This is a genomic window from Streptomyces sp. NPDC059355 (assembly GCF_042752335.1).
Classification (GTDB): domain Bacteria; phylum Actinomycetota; class Actinomycetes; order Streptomycetales; family Streptomycetaceae; genus Streptomyces.
In genome coordinates this window covers 12,119-29,058 of record NZ_JBHYXN010000038.1, presented here as the reverse complement: position 1 = coordinate 29,058, position 16,940 = coordinate 12,119, and the positions used below count along the sequence as shown (strand labels likewise).

The window sequence follows — 16,940 nt, the reverse complement described above, 5'->3', positions numbered from 1 at the left end:
CAGCACCAGGAGGTGTGCCGGGCCGCCGCGTGCGTCAGAGGGGGGTGCGTCAGTGCACGTCGCCCATCAGCGCCTGGACCTTCTTGCGGTACGCGTAGACCGCGAAGCCGGCCAAGACGGCGGCTGCCGCCTGCAGTGCGATCACGCCCAGGCCGTTCAGGTCCACACCGCCGATGGAGAGGAGGCTGGTGATGCAGTCACCGGCGGTGACCGCGAGGAACCAGACACCCATCATCTGGGAGGCGTACTTCTGCGGCGCCATCTTCGTGGTGACGGAGAGGCCGACCGGGGAGACGCACAGCTCGCCGATGGTCTGGATCATGTAGATCGAGACCAGCCACATCGGGGAGACCTTGACGTCGCCGCCCGCCATGTTCATCGGGATGATGAAGACGAAGAACGAGGCACCGATCAGGACCAGGCCCATCGCGAACTTCACGATGGTGTTCGGCTCCTGGTTCTTGCGCGCCAGCCACACCCACAGCCAGGCGAAGACCGGGGCCAGCGCCATCACGAACAGCGGGTTCAGCGACTGGTACCAGGTGGCCGAGAAGCCGAGGCCGAAGACGGTGTCGGCGGTCTTGTCGTCCGCGAACAGGGACAGCGTGGAGCCACCCTGGTCGTAGATCATCCAGAAGACGGCCGCGGCGATGAAGAACCAGATGTACGCGGTCATCTTCGACTGCTCGGCGCCCGACAGGTCCTTGTCGCGCTTGATGCGGGTCAGGACGGCGATCGGGATGAACAGACCGGCGAGGGTCAGCGGGACCAGGGCCCAGTTCAGCGTGTACGCGCCGAGGGCGACGACCGCGCCGTAGAAGACGGCGATGCCCACGACCGCGAGGACGACCTTGGTCAGGACGGCCTTGCGCTCCTCCGCCGACAGCGGGTTCGGAACGATGCTGCTCTTCGGGCTCAGGTGCTTGGTGCCGAGCAGGAACTGGGTCAGACCCAGGCCCATGCCGACGGCGGCGAGGGCGAAGCCCAGGTGCCAGTTGTGCTCCTTGCCGACCGTGCCGACGACGAGCGGGGCGACGAAGGCGCCGAGGTTGATGCCGATGTAGAAGAGCGTGAAGCCACCGTCACGGCGCGGGTCCTCCGGGCCGTCGTACAGGTGACCGACCATCGTGGAGATGTTGGCCTTCAGCAGACCGGAGCCCGCCGCGACGAGGATCAGACCGACGAAGAACATCGCCTGGCCGGGGGCGGCCAGGGAGAGGTGACCGGCCATGATCACGAAGCCGGCGATGGCGACCGTCTTGCGGGCGCCCCAGACACGGTCACCGAACCAGCCGCCCGGCATGGCCATCAGGTAGACCATGGAGACGTACACGGAGTAGATGGCCGTGGTGGTGGCCGCGGTCATGGCCAGACCGCCACCCTGGCTGCCCGTGGCGGCGTCGGCGCCGCCCGAGACCAGGTAGTACACCAGGAGTGCACGCATGCCGTAGTAGGAGAAACGCTCCCACATCTCGGTCATGAACAGAGTGGCCAGGCCACGGGGGTGTCCGAAGAAGGTCTTCTCGGTGGACGGGTCCGCCGAGTCCCTCGTCAGGCTGGAAGCCATGGTCGATCCTTGCTTGGTCGGGACGCTTCGCTTCGTGAGCGGAACAGCGCCCGGTGGGGGGTGGCCGGCACCGGCGACGAACGTCCCACCCCACGCCCAGGGGTCTGCCCCCGTCCTCGAAGGAGGGGGGCAGGGGATGTCCGTAACCGGGATCCACGCCCCGGCGCGAATCTTTCGCACGCGGGGCCCGGCCCACAGGTCATTCACTGTCATCTGGGTCGGATGAAACCGACCAGAGCAGAATTTGAGGTCTTTGGCTCGCTTTTCGGCACAAAGGTCCCCTGGGTAGTGCATCAGGCGTCTCGCCACCATACGACAGGACACTGCGGCATATGGAAGGACTTGAGATATGGATCACAGGATTCCGGGGAACCGTTTGATCGCATTCGAAGGCCGTTAGTAGTTCATAAGCCCAGATCGAAAGGGGTCTTCAGGCGCGCCCCTGCGCGCACCTGCCGCGGACTACCATCACCCACATGACGCGTGTACTGCTCGCCGAGGACGACGCATCCATCTCGGAGCCCCTGGCCCGCGCCCTGCGCCGGGAGGGGTACGAGGTCGAGGTCCGGGAGGACGGCCCCACCGCCCTGGACGCGGGACTTCAGGGCGGCGTCGATCTCGTCGTCCTGGATCTGGGCCTGCCGGGCATGGACGGCCTCGAAGTCGCCCGCCGGCTGCGCGCCGAGGGCCACGGCTTCCCCATTCTCGTACTCACCGCCCGCGCGGACGAGGTCGACACGGTCGTCGGCCTGGACGCCGGCGCCGACGACTACGTGACCAAGCCCTTCCGCCTCGCCGAGCTGCTGGCCCGGGTCCGGGCCCTGCTGCGGCGCGGGGCGGGCGATGCCACCCAGGCCCCCGCCACCCACGGCGTGCGGATCGACGTCGAATCGCACCGCGCGTGGATGGGGGAGGAGGAGCTCCAGCTCACGGCCAAGGAGTTCGACCTGCTCCGGGTACTGGTCCGCGACGCCGGCCGGGTCGTCACCCGCGACCAGCTGATGCGCGAGGTCTGGGACACCACCTGGTGGTCCTCCACCAAGACCCTCGACATGCACATCTCCTGGCTGCGCAAGAAGCTCGGCGACGACGCCGCGAACCCGCGCTACATCGCCACCGTCCGCGGGGTCGGCTTCCGCTTCGAGAAGAGCTGAGCGGCCCCCGCAGCCATGCGCCGCCGCCTGATCAACTCCACGCTCGCCGTGGTGCTCGTCGTGATCGCCGTCTTCGGGGTCTCCCTGGTGATCGTGGAGACCCGGACGATCACGAGCAGCGCCCAGGACCGCATCGAGTCCGAGGCGCTGCGCCTGGTCGGCATGGTCGAGTCGAGCGTCCTGGAGCGCAAGCCCATCGACGCCCGGGCCCTCGCCGAGCAGCTGGACATGGGCGGCTACGCCCGGATCACCGTCCCCGGGCAGCCGCCCGTGGAGGTCGGCGACCGGATTCCCGACAGCGTCATCCGCGGCACCGCCAAGGGTGAACAGGGCGAGACCGTCGTCGTCGAGGAGTCCCGCTCCACGGTGACCCGGGAGGTCGGCCGGACCCTGGCCGTGGTCGGAGCGGTGGCGCTGCTCGCCGTCGTGGCGGCCGTACTGCTCGCCGTACGGCAGGCCAACCGGCTGGCCTCGCCGCTCACCGACCTGGCGGAGACCGCCGAGCGGCTGGGATCGGGCGACCCGAGGCCCCGGCACAAGCGGTACGGGGTCCCCGAGCTGGACCGGGTCGCGGACGTGCTGGACTCCAGCGCGGAGCGGATCGGCCGGATGCTGACCGCCGAGCGGCGGCTGGCCGCGGACGCCTCGCACCAGCTGCGCACCCCGCTCACGGCGCTGTCGATGCGGCTGGAGGAGATCACGGTCACCGATGACCTGGAGACCGTACGGGAAGAGGCGACGATCGCCCTGACCCAGGTGGAGCGGCTCACGGACGTGGTCGAGCGGCTGCTGACGAACTCGCGGGACCCGCGCACGGGCTCGGCGGTCCCCTTCGACCTGGACGAGGTCGTCAAGCAGCAGGTGGAGGAGTGGCGGCCGGCCTACCGCAGCGCGGGGCGGGCCATCGTGCGCTCCGGCAAGACGGGCATGCGGGCCGTCGGCACCCCGGGAGCGGTCTCGCAGGTGCTGGCGACCCTCGTGGAGAACGCGCTGATGCACGGGGGCGGCACCGTCGCGCTGCGTACCCGGGTGATCGGGAACCAGGCGGTGCTGGAGGTCACGGACGAGGGGCCGGGGGTCCCTCCGGACCTCGGCAACCGGATCTTCGAGCGGGCGATCAGCGGGCGCAACTCCACCGGGATCGGGCTGGCGGTGGCCCGGGACCTCGCGGAGGCCGACGGGGGGCGCCTGGAGCTGCTGCAGACGCAGCCGCCGGTGTTCGCGCTGTTCCTGAGCCGGACGGCGCCGGAGCGGCCCGAGCCGGAGCAGACGGTGCGCTGAGCGGGCGGCGCTCCCGCGCGGTCCGCGCTCCTCGCGGGCGGGCCGCTACTTGCGGGCGGGCTCGGGGGCCCGGCTCCCGGCGGCCCGGCCGCGCGGCGAGGAGACCTCGGAGGCGGGGAGCGGGGCCCCGGCGGACTCCGGTTCCGGCAGGCCCTTGAAGACCCACGTCCGGTACGACCAGAAGCGGAACACGGTGGCCGTGCCGATGCCGATGAACTTGAACACGTTCGTGGCGAGCGGGCCGTCCCAGCCGAACCCGTAGGTGGCGGTGTACAGCACGCCGTTCTCGATCACCAGGCCGATCACGCTGAAGGCCACGAACAGCGGCAGCTCGCGGGAGCCGCCGGTGCGGGCGCGGTCGCGGTAGGTGAAGTACCGGAAGCCCAGGTAGTTGGTGATGATGGCCACGACGGTGGCTATGACGCTCGCCCGGACGACCTGGAGGTCGGTCGTGTGGCGGATCAGGTTGAAGACGCCCAGGTTGACGAGTACACCGATGCCGCCGACGGCCCCGAACTTCGCGACCTCGCGGGCGAGGCCCCGTACGCGTTCGAGCGCGGAACCCTGCTGCGGCGTACTCATGTGATGGATCAGTCCTGTCGTCACCGCCCCGCTCGGGGGCGTCCGCGGAGGCGTCTGCCGCCTTCGGTCAACCCGGCCATGCTAAGTGTCGCCCCACGGGCCCGTCTGTGCCTTCGCACACCGTGCGACGCACGGCACACAGGGGCGGGAATGCTACGCGCGTCGACCAGAACGGGCCAGGGTCACGTCCGGATGGCGGAATACCGGCGGATACCCTGGAGAGGTGACGTTCCCGGTAGTCGGCATGGTCGGCGGCGGTCAGCTCGCCCGCATGACCCACGAGGCGGGTATCCCCCTCGGCATCAGATTCAAGCTCCTCAGTGACACACCACAGGACTCGGCGGCCCAGGTCGTGAGCGACGTCGTCATCGGCGACTATCGCGATCTGGAGACGTTGCGCGCCTTCGCGCGCGGCTGCGATGTGATCACTTTCGACCACGAGCACGTGCCCATCGGACACCTTCGGGCCCTGGAAGCGGACGGCATCCCCGTCCGCCCGGGGCCCGACGCGTTGATGCACGCCGCCGACAAGGGGGTGATGCGTGCCAAGCTCGACGAGATCGGCGCCCCGAGCCCCCGCCACAGGATCGTGAGCGATCCGGCGGACGCGGCGGCCTTCGCGGCCGAGGTGGGCGGCTTCCCGGTCATCCTCAAGACCGTGCGCGGCGGCTACGACGGCAAGGGCGTGTGGTTCGTCCGCACCCCCGAGGACGCCGAGGCGCCCTTCAAGGCGGGCGTGCCCGTCCTGGCGGAGGAGAAGGTCGACTTCGTCCGCGAGCTCGCGGCCAACATCGTCCGCTCCCCGCACGGCCAGGCCGTGGCCTACCCCGTGGTCGAGTCCGTCCAGGTCGACGGCGTGTGCGACACGGTGATCGCCCCCGCCCCGAACCTCTCCGAGGCCCTCGCGGGCGAGGCCCAGGCCCTCGCCCTGCGCATCGCCGAGGAGCTCGGCGTGACCGGCCACCTGGCCGTGGAGCTGTTCGAGACCGCCGACGGCCGGATCCTCGTCAACGAACTGGCGATGCGCCCGCACAACAGCGGCCACTGGACCCAGGACGGCGCGATCACCTCCCAGTTCGCCAACCACGTCCGCGCGGTCCTGGACCTCCCCCTGGGCGACCCGCGCCCCCGGGCCCGCTGGACGGTCATGGCGAACGTGCTCGGCGGGGACTACCCCGACATGTACGCGGCGTACCTGCACTGCATGGCCCACGATCCGCAGCTGAAGATCCACATGTACGGCAAGGACGTGAAACACGGCCGCAAGGTCGGCCACGTCAACACCTACGGCGACGACCTGGACGATGTGCTGGAACGCGCACGCCACGCAGCCGGCTACCTCAGGGGAACCATCACCACATGAGCAACTCCACCGCAGGTCCCGTCATCGGCATCGTCATGGGCTCGGACTCCGACTGGCCCGTCATGGAGGCCGCCGCCCAGGCCCTCGACGAGTTCGAGATCCCGTACGAGGTCGACGTGGTCTCGGCGCACCGCATGCCGCGCGAGATGGTCGCGTACGGGGAGCAGGCCGCCGGCCGCGGCCTCAAGGCGATCATCGCCGGGGCCGGCGGCGCCGCCCACCTGCCCGGCATGCTCGCCTCCGTCACCCCGCTGCCGGTCATCGGCGTCCCGGTGCCGCTGAAGTACCTCGACGGCATGGACTCCCTGCTGTCGATCGTCCAGATGCCCGCCGGGGTTCCCGTCGCCACCGTCTCCGTCGCCGGGGCGCGCAATGCCGGGCTGCTGGCCGTACGGATGCTGGCCGCCCACGACCCGGAGCTGCTCGGCCGGATGAAGGACTTCCAGCAGGAGCTGAACGACCAGGCCACCGAGAAGGGCAAGCGGCTGCGGACGAAGGTCGCGGGCGCCGACTCCTTCGGATTCGGGAAGTGAGCGCCGCGCAGCGCCTGAGCGAGGCGCGGGAGCTGCTCGCCGAGCACCCGGTGGTCGACGGGCACAACGACCTGCCGTGGGCGCTGCGCGAGCAGGTGCGCTACGACCTGGCCCGGCGCGACATCGCCGGCGACCAGCGCGGCCGGCTGCACACCGACATCCCCCGGCTGCGCGCCGGCGGGGTCGGCGCGCAGTTCTGGTCGGTGTACGTGCGCTCCGACTACGCGGGCGACACGGCGGTCAGCGCCACCCTGGAACAGATCGACGCCGTCGCCCAGCTGATCGACCGTTACCCGGCGGACCTGGTACGGGCACTGACGGCCGACGACATGGAGGCGGCCCGCGCCGACGGCCGGATCGCCTCGCTGATGGGCGCCGAGGGCGGCCACTCCATCAACAACTCGCTCGCCACGCTGCGCGCCCTGCACCGGCTGGGCGTGCGGTACATGACGCTCACGCACAACGACACGATCGACTGGGCGGACTCGGCGACCGACGAGCCGCGCCACGGCGGTCTGAGCGACTTCGGCCGCGAGGTCGTCCGCGAGATGAACCGCATCGGCATGCTCGTCGACCTCTCGCACGTCGCCGCGACGACGATGCGTGACGCGCTCGCCGTCTCGGCCGCGCCGGTGATCTTCTCGCACTCGTCCTCGCTGGCGGTGTGCGAGCACCCGCGCAACATCCCGGACGACGTACTGGAGCTGCTGCCGGCCAACGGCGGCGTCGCGATGGCCACGTTCGTGCCGAAGTTCATCCTCCCGGCAGCCGTCGAGTGGACCCTGGCGGCGGACGAGAACCTGCGCGCGCACGGCTTCCACCACCTCGACACCACGCCCGAGGCGATGGCCCTGCACCGGGCCTTCGAGGCCGGGCGCCCGCGCCCGGTGGCCACGGCCGCCACGGTCGCCGACCACCTGGACCACATGCGCGAGGTGGCCGGCGTCGACCACATCGGCATCGGCGGGGACTACGACGGCACGGCCTTCACCCCGGCCGGGCTGGACGACGTGGCGGGCTACCCGAACCTGATCGCGGAGCTCCTCGCGCGCGGCTGGTCGCGGGCCGACCTGGCCAAGCTGACCTGGTCCAACGCCGTACGGGCGCTGCGCGACGCGGAGGCGGTGGCGCGCGAGCTCTCGGCGTCCCGCGGCCCCTCGAACGCGGTGCTGTAGCCGCCGGCGGTCGGAGCCGGCTCTCCCGGCGGCCGAGGCGAGGGGTGTGACCTGCGGGTGACACCCGAACGCCTCATCCGCCGGGCGATCCGGCCGCCCCGCGTGTCACCGTGGCAGCATCTCTCTCCCTGCTGCCGCCGAGACCGGAGCCGAACGCCATGGCCGACCTGCAGGATGAACCGCACACCGCCTTTGCGGCGCACACCGCGTACACCGTCGCCGACACGGTCCCCGCGGGTCCGGGCTCCTCGGGAGCCGAGGACACGCCCGCCCCGGTGGCGGGCACTGCGCTGGAACGGGCCGTCGCGCTGCTGTCCGTGCATCCCGTCGCCGACGGGCACAACACCCTCGTCTGGACTCTGCGCCAGAGCCCGTACCACGACATCGACACCCCCGACAGCGGCGTCGACACCGACATCCCGCGGCTGCGCGCCGGCGGGGTGGGCGCCCAGTTCTGGTCCCTGTTGCTGCCGGGCGGGGCCGGGGCCGCCGACCGCGTGCTGTCCGACACCCTCGACCAGATCGACGTGGCGCTCGCCCTGATGCGCCGGTACCCGGACGGCCTGTGCCTCGCGCTGACCGCCGACGACATGGCCGATGCCCGCAACCGGGGCCGGATCGCCTCGTTCCTGGGCCCCGTGCCCGGCCGTACGCTGACCGACTCGCTGGGCGCGCTGCGCGCCTTCCACGCGCTGGGCGTGCGGGTCCTCGCGCCGGCGGGAGCGCCCTGGGCCGGGGAGGAGCTGACGCCCTTCGGCCACGAGGTGGTCAAGGAGATGAACCGGCTGGCGATGCTCGTGGACCTGACCGGCTGCACGCCGGAGGTGGCCTGCCAGCTGGCGGGGGCCTCCAAGGCGCCGGTGATCGCCTCGCACACGGCGGCCGCGGCGCTGAACCCGCATCCGGGGAACGTCACCGACGAGGTGCTGCTGGCCCTGCGGGCCGCGCAGGGCCTGGCGATGGTCACCTTCGACACCGCGCAGACCGGGGACTCCCTGCACGCGGTGGCCGACCACGTGGAACACGTACGGGCCGTGGCGGGCCCGCACTGCGTCGGCCTCGGCGCCGCCTTCGGCACCGAGCCGGGCATTTCCCGTCCGGCGGGCCTGACCGACCCCTCGGGCTATCCGCGGCTGATCGCGGAACTGCTGGACCGGGGCTGGTCGGAGACCGACCTGGCCCTGTTGACTTGGGGCAACGCCCAGCGGGTGCTGCGCGACGCGGAATTCACGGCGCGTGCCGCCCAGCACCGCAGGCCGGCGTGAGCCGTAGGGGCGGCGCGGGCGGCCCAGGGCTCACGCGCGCGGGCGGCCCATCGCGCGGTAGGTCCAGCCGGCCGCGCGCCAGCGGTCGGTGTCCAGGGCGTTGCGGCCGTCGAGGATCAGGCGGTCGGTGACGACCGCGCCCAGCTCCACCGGGTCGAGGTCGCGGAACTCGCGCCACTCGGTGAGGTGCAGGACGACCTCCGCGCCGCGGGCCGCCTCCAGCGCCGAGTCCGCGTACCCGAGCGTCGGGAAGACGCGGCGGGCGTTGTCCATGCCCTTCGGGTCGTAGACGGTGACCTGGCCGCCCTGGAGGTGGATCTGCCCGGCCACGTTCAGCGCGGGGGAGTCGCGGACGTCGTCGGAGTCCGGCTTGAAGGTGGCGCCGAGCACCGCGACCCGCTTGCCGAGGAAGGACCCGCCCACGGCCTCGCGGGCAAGCTCGACCATGTGGCCGCGGCGGCGCATGTTGATGGAGTCGACCTCGCGCAGGAAGGTCAGCGCCTGGTCCGCGCCGAGCTCGCCGGCGCGCGCCATGAAGGCGCGGATATCCTTGGGCAGGCAGCCGCCGCCGAAGCCGATGCCGGCGCGCAGGAACTTCTTGCCGATGCGGTCGTCGTGGCCGATGGCCTCGGCGAGCTTGACCACGTCGCCGCCGGCCGCCTCGCAGACCTCCGCCATCGCGTTGATGAAGGAGATCTTGGTGGCGAGGAAGGAGTTGGCGGCGGTCTTGACGAGCTCGGCCGTCGGGAAGTCGGTCACCACCAGCGGGCTGCCCTCGGCCATCGGGGTCTCGTACACCTCGCGCAGCACCTTCTCGCCGCGCTCGCCGTGGACGCCGATCACGATCCGGTCGGGGTGCAGGGTGTCCTGTACGGCGAAGCCCTCGCGCAGGAACTCCGGGTTCCACGCCAGCTCGACCTCGTCGCCCGCGGGGGCCAGCTCGGCCAGCTTCGCGGCGAGCCGCTCCGCCGAGCCCACGGGCACGGTGGACTTGCCGACGACCAGGACCGGGCGGGTCAGGTGCGGGGCGAGGGACTCGATCGCGGAGTCGACGTAGCTCATGTCGCAGGCGTACTCGCCGTGCTTCTGCGGGGTGTTCACGCAGACGAAGTGGACGTCGCCGAAGGCGCCGACCTCCTCCCAGGACTGCGTGAAGCGCAGCCGCCCGGTGGAGCCCGGAAGGCCCTCGACGTGCGCGGCGAGGAGATCCTCCAGCCCGGGCTCGTACATCGGCACCCGGCCCGCGGACAGCAACTCGATCTTCTCCGGCACCACGTCCAGCCCGAGCACCTCGAAGCCCAGCTCCGCCATCGCCGCGGCGTGGGTGGCGCCGAGGTAGCCGGTGCCGATCACAGTGATCCTGAGGGGGGCCATGGATGCTCCAGAGGTGCGGGGCCGTTTGCGGCCACTGAGCATAGTCGGGCCGGTCCGGGGGGACGTTCCCCAGGAGACCCGGCTGTCACGCAGCTCACGTACGCCGTACATATCGCTGCCGGGACGCCGGACACTAAGATTTGGGTTACTTAACGGTAGTTAGCATCACGCATCACACTTGGGGAGTGAGAGTCTTGGCGGGTTCTGCCGACTTCGACCTGTACCGCCCGGCCGAGGAGCACGAGATGCTCCGCGAGTCCGTCCGCTCGCTCGCCGAGGCGAAGATCCTGCCGTTCGCCGCGGCGGTCGACGAGGAGGCCCGCTTCCCGCAGGAGGCCCACGACGCGCTCGTCGCCAACGACCTGCACGCCGTCCACGTCCCCGAGGTCTACGGCGGCGCCGGCGCGGACGCGCTGGCCACCGTGATCGTGATCGAGGAGGTGGCCCGCGTCTGCGCGTCCTCCTCCCTGATCCCGGCCGTGAACAAGCTCGGCTCGCTCCCGGTGATCCTCTCCGGCTCCGAGGACCTGAAGAAGAAGTACCTCGGCCCGCTGGCCAAGGGCGACGGCATGTTCTCGTACTGCCTCTCCGAGCCCGACGCGGGCTCGGACGCGGCGGGCATGAAGACCCGCGCCGTGCGCGACGGGGACTTCTGGGTCCTCAACGGCGTCAAGCGCTGGATCACCAACGCGGGCGTCTCCGAGTACTACACGGTCATGGCCGTGACGGACCCGGAGAAGCGCTCCAAGGGCATCAGCGCGTTCGTCGTCGAGAAGGGTGACGAGGGCGTCTCCTTCGGCGCCCCGGAGAAGAAGCTCGGCATCAAGGGCTCCCCGACCCGCGAGGTCTACCTCGACAACGTGCGGATCCCGGCCGACCGCATGATCGGCGCCGAGGGCACCGGCTTCGCCACGGCGATGAAGACCCTCGACCACACCCGCATCACCATCGCGGCCCAGGCGCTCGGCATCGCCCAGGGCGCCCTGGACTACGCCAAGGGGTACGTCCAGGAGCGCAAGCAGTTCGGCAAGCCGATCGGCGACTTCCAGGGCGTGCAGTTCATGCTCGCGGACATGGCGATGAAGATCGCCGCCGCCCGTGCGCTGACCTACCAGGCGGCCGCCGCCTCGGAGCGCGGCGACGCCGACCTCACCTTCCTCGGCGCGGCGGCGAAGTGCTTCGCCTCGGACGCGGCCATGGAGGTCACCACGGACGCCGTCCAGCTCCTCGGCGGATACGGCTACACCCGCGACTACCCGGTCGAGCGCATGATGCGCGATGCCAAGATCACCCAGATCTACGAGGGCACGAACCAGGTCCAGCGCATCGTGATGGCCCGCAACCTCCCGTAGCCCGGCCTGCCCCGCAGCCCCGAGAACGGCCCCCGGCACCCGCCGGGGGCCGTTTCGCGTTCGAGCGGCAGGTGTGGACGATGAGCGCGATTTGTCACCCGGATGGGCCTAGACAGGGGGCTGCCCCCAGGCCGCGGGCGTGAGGTGGGGGCACGATCGGCTGGGGTCGTGGTTTCAGCCGTACGGCCCGCACGTGCGTGGTGAGGGGACGGAAACGCCAGTGACCGACAGTGCAGGCATACCGGGCGGCACCGAAGCGGCCGGAGGCTCCTCGAAGCCTCCGCGCGGCCGCCGGCGCCGTCTCCTGCGCTGGATCGCGCTCGGTCTGGCCCTGCTGGTCCTGTGCGGGGCCGCCGTCGGCTGGTGGCTCTACCGCAAGCTCGACGGGAACATCACCGAGGACACCTCCGCGGCGGCCGAGCTGGAGCGCTACGAGCGCGAGCGCCCCACGCACGCCGTGGGCGGCTCGCAGAACATCCTGCTCATCGGCTCCGACTCGCGCTCCGGCAAGGAGAACGCCCGCTACGGCAAGGACCGCGGCACCGAGCGCTCGGACACCGCGATCCTGCTGCACCTCCCCGCGGACCGCAGGAGCGCGACCGCGGTGTCGATACCCCGGGACCTGATGACGCCGATCCCGGCCTGCCTGACGGCGGACGGGAGCCGCAGCGCCGAGCGGCTCGCGCAGTTCAACTGGGCGTACGAGTGGGGCGGGGCCGCCTGCACGATCCGTACGGTGGAGAAGCTCACCGGAATACGGATAGACCACCACATGGTGGTGGATTTCATCGGGTTCAAGAAGATGGTCGACGCGGTCGGCGGGGTGGAGGTCTGCCTCAAGCAGCCGATGAACGACCCCGAGGCGAAGCTGAAGCTCCAGGCCGGCCGGCAGACCCTGCACGGCGAGCAGGCCCTCGGCTTCGTCCGCGCCCGCTACAGCCTGGGCAACGGCAGCGACACCGAACGGATGGAGCGCCAGCAGCAGTTCCTCGGCTCGCTGGTCAAGAAGGTGCAGAGCACCGGGGTGCTGCTGAACCCGGGCCGGCTGTACCCGCTGCTGGACGCGGCGACCTCCTCGGTGACCACGGACCCGGGGCTGGCCTCGCTGCGAGGCCTGTACGAACTGGTGCGGAGCATCAGGGACATACCGACCGAGCAGGTCAAGTTCCTGACGGTGCCCCGCCGCCCGTACGCCGCCGACCCGAACCGGGACGAGCTGGTGCAGCCGGAGGCGGCCCAACTGTTCGAGCAGCTGCGGACGGACAAGCCGCTCACGGTGACCCCGCCGAGCCCGGCGGCGGCCGAAACCGCACGGGCTCCGCAGCGCGCCCGCTCCGCCGAAAGCGAGGCCCCGAAGCCCTCGGCAGGAACCGGATCCACCCCCGCGCCCGTCCCCACCTTCACGGGAACCACGGCGGGCACGGCCGATTGCCGGTAAAGCAATCCCCAAAGGCGGTACCCGAACCGAAGGCCTTGGGGGGTTTGGCCCGTTATAAGGGGAGTGGAATTTGTCACCACCATGGTTTGCGGTCAACTGGGGCGGATAAGGTGAGCGATCCGGTGCCCCGGCCAGACCATGAGGCCGTGCACCAGCAGCCGGATCGTTGACCGAGCGTCTTGGGGGAGGCGCGTCGCGAGGCACCGACGGAGGATTCGAGCAACCGTGGATGCGCAAAGCCGTGGGCGGGCGGAAGAAATCGACCCCGCAGACCAGTGGGTGCTCAACCCCCGCACTGGCAACTACGAACTGCGACTGGACCGTTCCGCTGCGCAGCAGCAGCCCTCCGTCGCCGCTCCCCGCAGACGGTCCTCGGGCCGCACCGGCGCGGGCGCGCCGGCGGCCCCGAAGGCCCCGTCCCCGGCGGTACCCGGCCCGCGGCGCGGCGACGGTCCGCCCGGGCGGCGCGGCGGCCGGCCGGGCAAGGGCGGTGGTGGCGGTGGCGGCGGCCGGCGCAAGAGGATCCTGGTCGTCACCGGCGGCACCCTGGCCTTCCTCCTGGTCGCCGGTTCGGTGGGCGGGTACCTCTACTACGACCACCTGAACAACAACCTCAAGGTCACCGACGTCGGCGACGCGGGCACGGGCGGGTTCAAGAAGGACCAGCCCATCAACATCCTGGTCATCGGCACCGACAAGCGCAGCGGCGCGGGCAACGAGGGCTACGGGGACGCGGAGAGCGTCGGCCATGCCGACACGACGATCCTCTTCCACGTCTCCAAGGACCGCAGCAACGCGACCGCGCTGTCCATCCCGCGCGACCTGATCACGAACATCCCGGCCTGCCCGACGAAGCAGCCCGACGGTTCGACGAAGACCATCCCCGGCGAGAAGGGGACCCGGTTCAACATCAGCCTGGGCCAGGAGGGACGCGACCCGGGCTGCACGATGCGCACCGTGAAGGAGATCACCGGGATCACCGTCGACCACTTCATGATGGTCGACTTCAACGCGGTGAAGGTGCTCAGCACGGCGGTCGGCGGCGTTCCGGTCTGCCTGGCCAAGGCCGTGGACGACAAGGACTCCAAGCTGAAGCTGGATGCCGGCGAGCACCGGCTACAGGGCGAGCAGGCCCTGGCCTTCGTACGGACCCGGCACTCGTTCGGCAACCACGGCGACCTCGACCGGATCAAGACCCAGCAGCAGTTCCTGGGTTCGATGATGCGCGAGATGAAGTCGAAGGAGACGCTGACCAGTCCGAAGAAGTTCTTCTCCCTCGCGGAGGCGGCCACCAAGTCGCTGAACGTGGACTCGGGCATAGGTTCCATCGACAAACTCACCAACCTCGCCGGTGAGTTGAAGGACATGGACCTGAAGAACATCACCTTCACCACGCTGCCGGTGCTCGACAACCCGGCCGAGCCCGAGGGCAAGAAGGCGACCGTCGTCGTCGAGCACGGGTCGGCCGATCCGCTCCTGAAGATGATCCAGGGGGACGTCTCCCTGACGGAGGTCGAGAAGAAGGAGCAGGCGGCGAAGGACGCGGCCGACGCGGAGGCCAAGAGCAAGGCGGACGCCCTGCTCCAGGGCAACCGCGCCCCGGCCGGCGACGTACGGGTGGACGTCTACAACGGCGGCGGCCCCAGCGGCTCCGCGTCCACCACGCTGGCCTGGCTGCAGAACAGCAAGGGCGTGAACAAGGCCAGCAACCGCGGCAACGCGCCCGCCAAGGTCGACACGACCCAGCTGGAGTACGCGCCCAACCAGGCCGACCAGGCCCGGGCGCTGGCCGACATGATGGGGCTGCCGGCCACGGCATTGAAGATGGGCTCGGCCGACGCCGCGCCCAAGACCCCGATGAAGCTGACGCTCGGCGCCGACTTCAAGGGGGCGGGGATCTCACTGAATGCGCCGCAGAAGGCTCCGGAGGACATTCAGCGGGTCGAGGCCGACAAGACGGTCTGCGCCAAGTAAGGCAGCCAGGGCAGGCAGGCAGGACGCAAGGACGCAGGCGCGCAGACGGGCCGGCCGAGAGCCGGCCCGCCGGCCGCGGCGCCGCACCACGGCAGGGCAGGCGAGCCGAGCACGACCGAGCAAGGCGAGCAGCCGGGCCGGCAGGTGCCGGTGGAACCGACACCGGCAACACCGGCACACCACGACACGAAGTGAATCTTGAGGGGGACGTGTGAGGCACAGCAGCGTGCGAGGGGAGGGGGCGCCCGCCCGGTCCGGTGAGATATCCGGCGGCGGATCCGGCGAGTCCGGCACCGTCCCCCCACCAAGAGACGGGTCCGGCGGCGGCGCTCCCAAGCGGCGCGGCCGCCGGCGGGTGCTGCGCTGGGTGTCCTCCATCCTGTCGTTCCTCATACTCGCGACGGCGGCGGGCGGCTACCTGTACTACCGCCACCTCAACGGCAGCATCAAGACGGACGTCCTGAACCTCGGCGAGAACAAGCTGGGCGGCTCCAAGCCCAACGCCTTCGGCCAGACCCCGCTGAACATCCTCCTCATCGGCTCCGACGCCCGTGACGACGCGGCCAACCAGGCCCTCGGCGGGGCCAAGGACACCTTCGACGGCCCGCCCCTCGCGGACGTGCAGATGCTGCTGCACCTGTCGGCGGACCGCAGCAACATGTCGGTCGTGTCCATGCCTCGCGACACGATGCTGATGATGCCGAAGTGCACCGAGCCGGGCGGCAAGGTCCACCAGGCCAGCAAGGGCCTCGTGCAGACCAACGAGTCCCTCGGCCGGGGCGGGCCGGGCTGCACGGTCGCCGCCTGGACGGAGCTCACGCACATCCCGATCGACCACTTCATGATGATCGACTTCAAGGGCGTGGTGACGATGGCGGACGCCATCGGCGGCGTCCCGGTCTGCGTCCAGCAGAACGTGGAGTCGCGCACCAAGGACGGCAAGGGCTCCGGCCTGAAGCTGCCCGCGGGGATCAACACCATCCAGGGCGAGCAGGCCCTGCAGTGGCTGCGCACCCGCTACGGCTTCGAGGACGGGACCGACCTCGGCCGCACCCACGCCCAGCACATGTACATGAACTCGATGGCCCGCGAGTTCCGCAAGAACGCCAAGCTCAGCAACCCGGTGAAGCTCAACAGCCTGGCGCAGGCGGCCATCAAGGCCATGGTCGTGGACCCCGGTCTGAACAAGATCGACAAGCTGTACGACCTCAGCATGGAGCTCAAGAAGGTCCCCACCGGGCGGATCACGATGACCACCATGCCGTGGGTGTACAGCACCCGCGAGGAGGGCCGGGTCGAGCCCAAGCCGGTCGAGGCCGAGGCCCTGTTCCGGATGGTCCGCGAGGACATCGCGCTCGACGGCAAGGGCTCCGGGGACCCGGCCGCCGCCCCGGGTGGCGGCCCGTCGGCGGCCGCCTCCCCCTCGACCGCGGTCCCGTCCCAGCCGGCCGCCGATCCGGCCGCGCCCCCGGCGAAGATCGCCGTCGCCGTGCGCAACGCGACCGGCGGCAAGGACGGAGCCCAGACGCGGGTCAAGGGCCGGGCCGACGACGTCGCCGCGGTCCTGGTCGGCAAGGGCTTCACCAAGGCCCAGGCCACCCAGCAGACCGGGGCCGAGGACACCACCGTGGTCCGCTTCTCCAGCCCCGACCAGGCGGGTGACGCGGCGGCCGTGGCCACCGCGCTCGGCCTGCCGGCGAGCGCGGTGGAGAAGTCCGAGGACGTCACCGGGATCGTGCTGTTCGTCGGCAAGGACTGGCGGACCGGCAACGCGCCGACCCCGCCGCCGCCGGCCCCGACCAAGGCCCCGGACTCCGCCCGTCCGCTCAACGGGGACGACGACAAGGAGTGCATGGCGATCCAGCCGGGCTTCACCTGGTAG

The 16,940-nt window shown here is 70.9% G+C and carries 13 protein-coding genes; 10 read left to right on the top strand and 3 right to left on the bottom strand.

Features of this window, described 5'->3' with window-relative positions:
* Positions 1-49: 49 nt before the first annotated feature.
* Positions 50-1,567, bottom strand: a complete 1,518-nt coding sequence (locus tag ACFXGI_RS29115; protein WP_384712781.1) for a peptide MFS transporter — start codon at positions 1,565-1,567, stop codon at positions 50-52.
* Positions 1,568-2,043: 476 nt separating this feature from the next.
* Between ACFXGI_RS29115 and ACFXGI_RS29110 the strand changes: the two genes are divergently transcribed.
* Together ACFXGI_RS29110 and ACFXGI_RS29105 are read left to right on the top strand one after the other, a co-directional pair.
* Positions 2,044-2,721, top strand: coding sequence for a response regulator transcription factor (locus ACFXGI_RS29110; protein WP_048479095.1), 678 nt, complete (start codon positions 2,044-2,046; stop codon positions 2,719-2,721).
* Between the two features lie 15 nt (positions 2,722-2,736).
* Positions 2,737-4,002, top strand: coding sequence for an ATP-binding protein (locus ACFXGI_RS29105; protein ID WP_030865959.1), 1,266 nt, complete (start codon positions 2,737-2,739; stop codon positions 4,000-4,002).
* A gap of 45 nt (positions 4,003-4,047) precedes the next feature.
* On the opposite strand, the gene ACFXGI_RS29100 is transcribed toward ACFXGI_RS29105, so the two are convergent.
* The gene (locus ACFXGI_RS29100) at positions 4,048-4,584 is read right to left on the bottom strand and encodes a GtrA family protein (RefSeq protein WP_384712778.1); all 537 of its coding nucleotides are present in this window, start codon (positions 4,582-4,584) and stop codon (positions 4,048-4,050) included.
* Positions 4,585-4,807: 223 nt separating this feature from the next.
* On the opposite strand from ACFXGI_RS29100, the gene ACFXGI_RS29095 reads away from it, so the two are divergent.
* The 4 genes from ACFXGI_RS29095 (at position 4,808) to ACFXGI_RS29080 (ending at position 8,920) form a co-directional block, all read left to right on the top strand.
* Complete coding sequence (locus ACFXGI_RS29095) at positions 4,808-5,947, top strand: 5-(carboxyamino)imidazole ribonucleotide synthase (RefSeq protein WP_384712775.1); 1,140 nt, start codon at positions 4,808-4,810, stop codon at positions 5,945-5,947.
* Positions 5,944-6,480, top strand: a complete 537-nt coding sequence (purE, locus tag ACFXGI_RS29090; protein ID WP_030865969.1) for a 5-(carboxyamino)imidazole ribonucleotide mutase — start codon at positions 5,944-5,946, stop codon at positions 6,478-6,480. The genes ACFXGI_RS29095 and purE overlap by 4 nt, the downstream gene beginning before the upstream one ends.
* Positions 6,477-7,655 carry a dipeptidase gene (locus ACFXGI_RS29085; RefSeq protein ID WP_384712772.1) on the top strand — a complete coding sequence of 393 codons (1,179 nt, stop codon included), beginning with the start codon at positions 6,477-6,479 and terminating at the stop codon, positions 7,653-7,655. The genes purE and ACFXGI_RS29085 overlap by 4 nt, the downstream gene beginning before the upstream one ends.
* A 110-nt stretch (positions 7,656-7,765) precedes the next feature.
* Entirely contained in the window at positions 7,766-8,920 is a 1,155-nt protein-coding gene (locus tag ACFXGI_RS29080) for a dipeptidase (protein ID WP_384712769.1), read from the top strand.
* A 30-nt stretch (positions 8,921-8,950) separates the two neighbouring features.
* On the opposite strand, the gene ACFXGI_RS29075 is transcribed toward ACFXGI_RS29080, so the two are convergent.
* Positions 8,951-10,294 carry a UDP-glucose dehydrogenase family protein gene (locus ACFXGI_RS29075; RefSeq protein ID WP_384712766.1) on the bottom strand — a complete coding sequence of 448 codons (1,344 nt, stop codon included), beginning with the start codon at positions 10,292-10,294 and terminating at the stop codon, positions 8,951-8,953.
* A 194-nt stretch (positions 10,295-10,488) separates the two neighbouring features.
* Here ACFXGI_RS29075 and ACFXGI_RS29070 point away from each other — a divergent pair, with 194 nt between their 5' ends.
* From ACFXGI_RS29070 to ACFXGI_RS29055, 4 genes are all read left to right on the top strand, one after another.
* The gene (locus ACFXGI_RS29070) at positions 10,489-11,646 is read left to right on the top strand and encodes an acyl-CoA dehydrogenase family protein (protein ID WP_384712762.1); all 1,158 of its coding nucleotides are present in this window, start codon (positions 10,489-10,491) and stop codon (positions 11,644-11,646) included.
* A gap of 220 nt (positions 11,647-11,866) precedes the next feature.
* Complete coding sequence (locus tag ACFXGI_RS29065) at positions 11,867-13,084, top strand: LCP family protein (RefSeq protein ID WP_384712759.1); 1,218 nt, start codon at positions 11,867-11,869, stop codon at positions 13,082-13,084.
* 225 nt (positions 13,085-13,309) lie between these two features.
* The gene (locus ACFXGI_RS29060; protein ID WP_384712756.1) at positions 13,310-15,058 is read left to right on the top strand and encodes an LCP family protein; all 1,749 of its coding nucleotides are present in this window, start codon (positions 13,310-13,312) and stop codon (positions 15,056-15,058) included.
* Between the two features lie 226 nt (positions 15,059-15,284).
* On the top strand, positions 15,285-16,940 hold the full coding sequence (locus ACFXGI_RS29055) for an LCP family protein (protein ID WP_384712890.1): 1,656 nt from the start codon (positions 15,285-15,287) through the stop codon (positions 16,938-16,940).

What these genes read in the sequence shown, in the direction of transcription:
- ACFXGI_RS29115 (WP_384712781.1), bottom strand. Translation starts at nt 1,567, where the DNA reads ATGGCTTCCAGCCTGACGAGGGACTCGGCGGACCCGTCCACCGAGAAG.
- ACFXGI_RS29075 (WP_384712766.1), bottom strand. Translation starts at nt 10,294, where the DNA reads ATGGCCCCCCTCAGGATCACTGTGATCGGCACCGGCTACCTCGGCGCC.
- ACFXGI_RS29105 (WP_030865959.1), top strand. Translation starts at nt 2,737, where the DNA reads ATGCGCCGCCGCCTGATCAACTCCACGCTCGCCGTGGTGCTCGTCGTG.
- ACFXGI_RS29110 (WP_048479095.1), top strand. Translation starts at nt 2,044, where the DNA reads ATGACGCGTGTACTGCTCGCCGAGGACGACGCATCCATCTCGGAGCCC.
- purE (WP_030865969.1), top strand. Translation starts at nt 5,944, where the DNA reads ATGAGCAACTCCACCGCAGGTCCCGTCATCGGCATCGTCATGGGCTCG.
- ACFXGI_RS29100 (WP_384712778.1), bottom strand. Translation starts at nt 4,584, where the DNA reads ATGAGTACGCCGCAGCAGGGTTCCGCGCTCGAACGCGTACGGGGCCTC.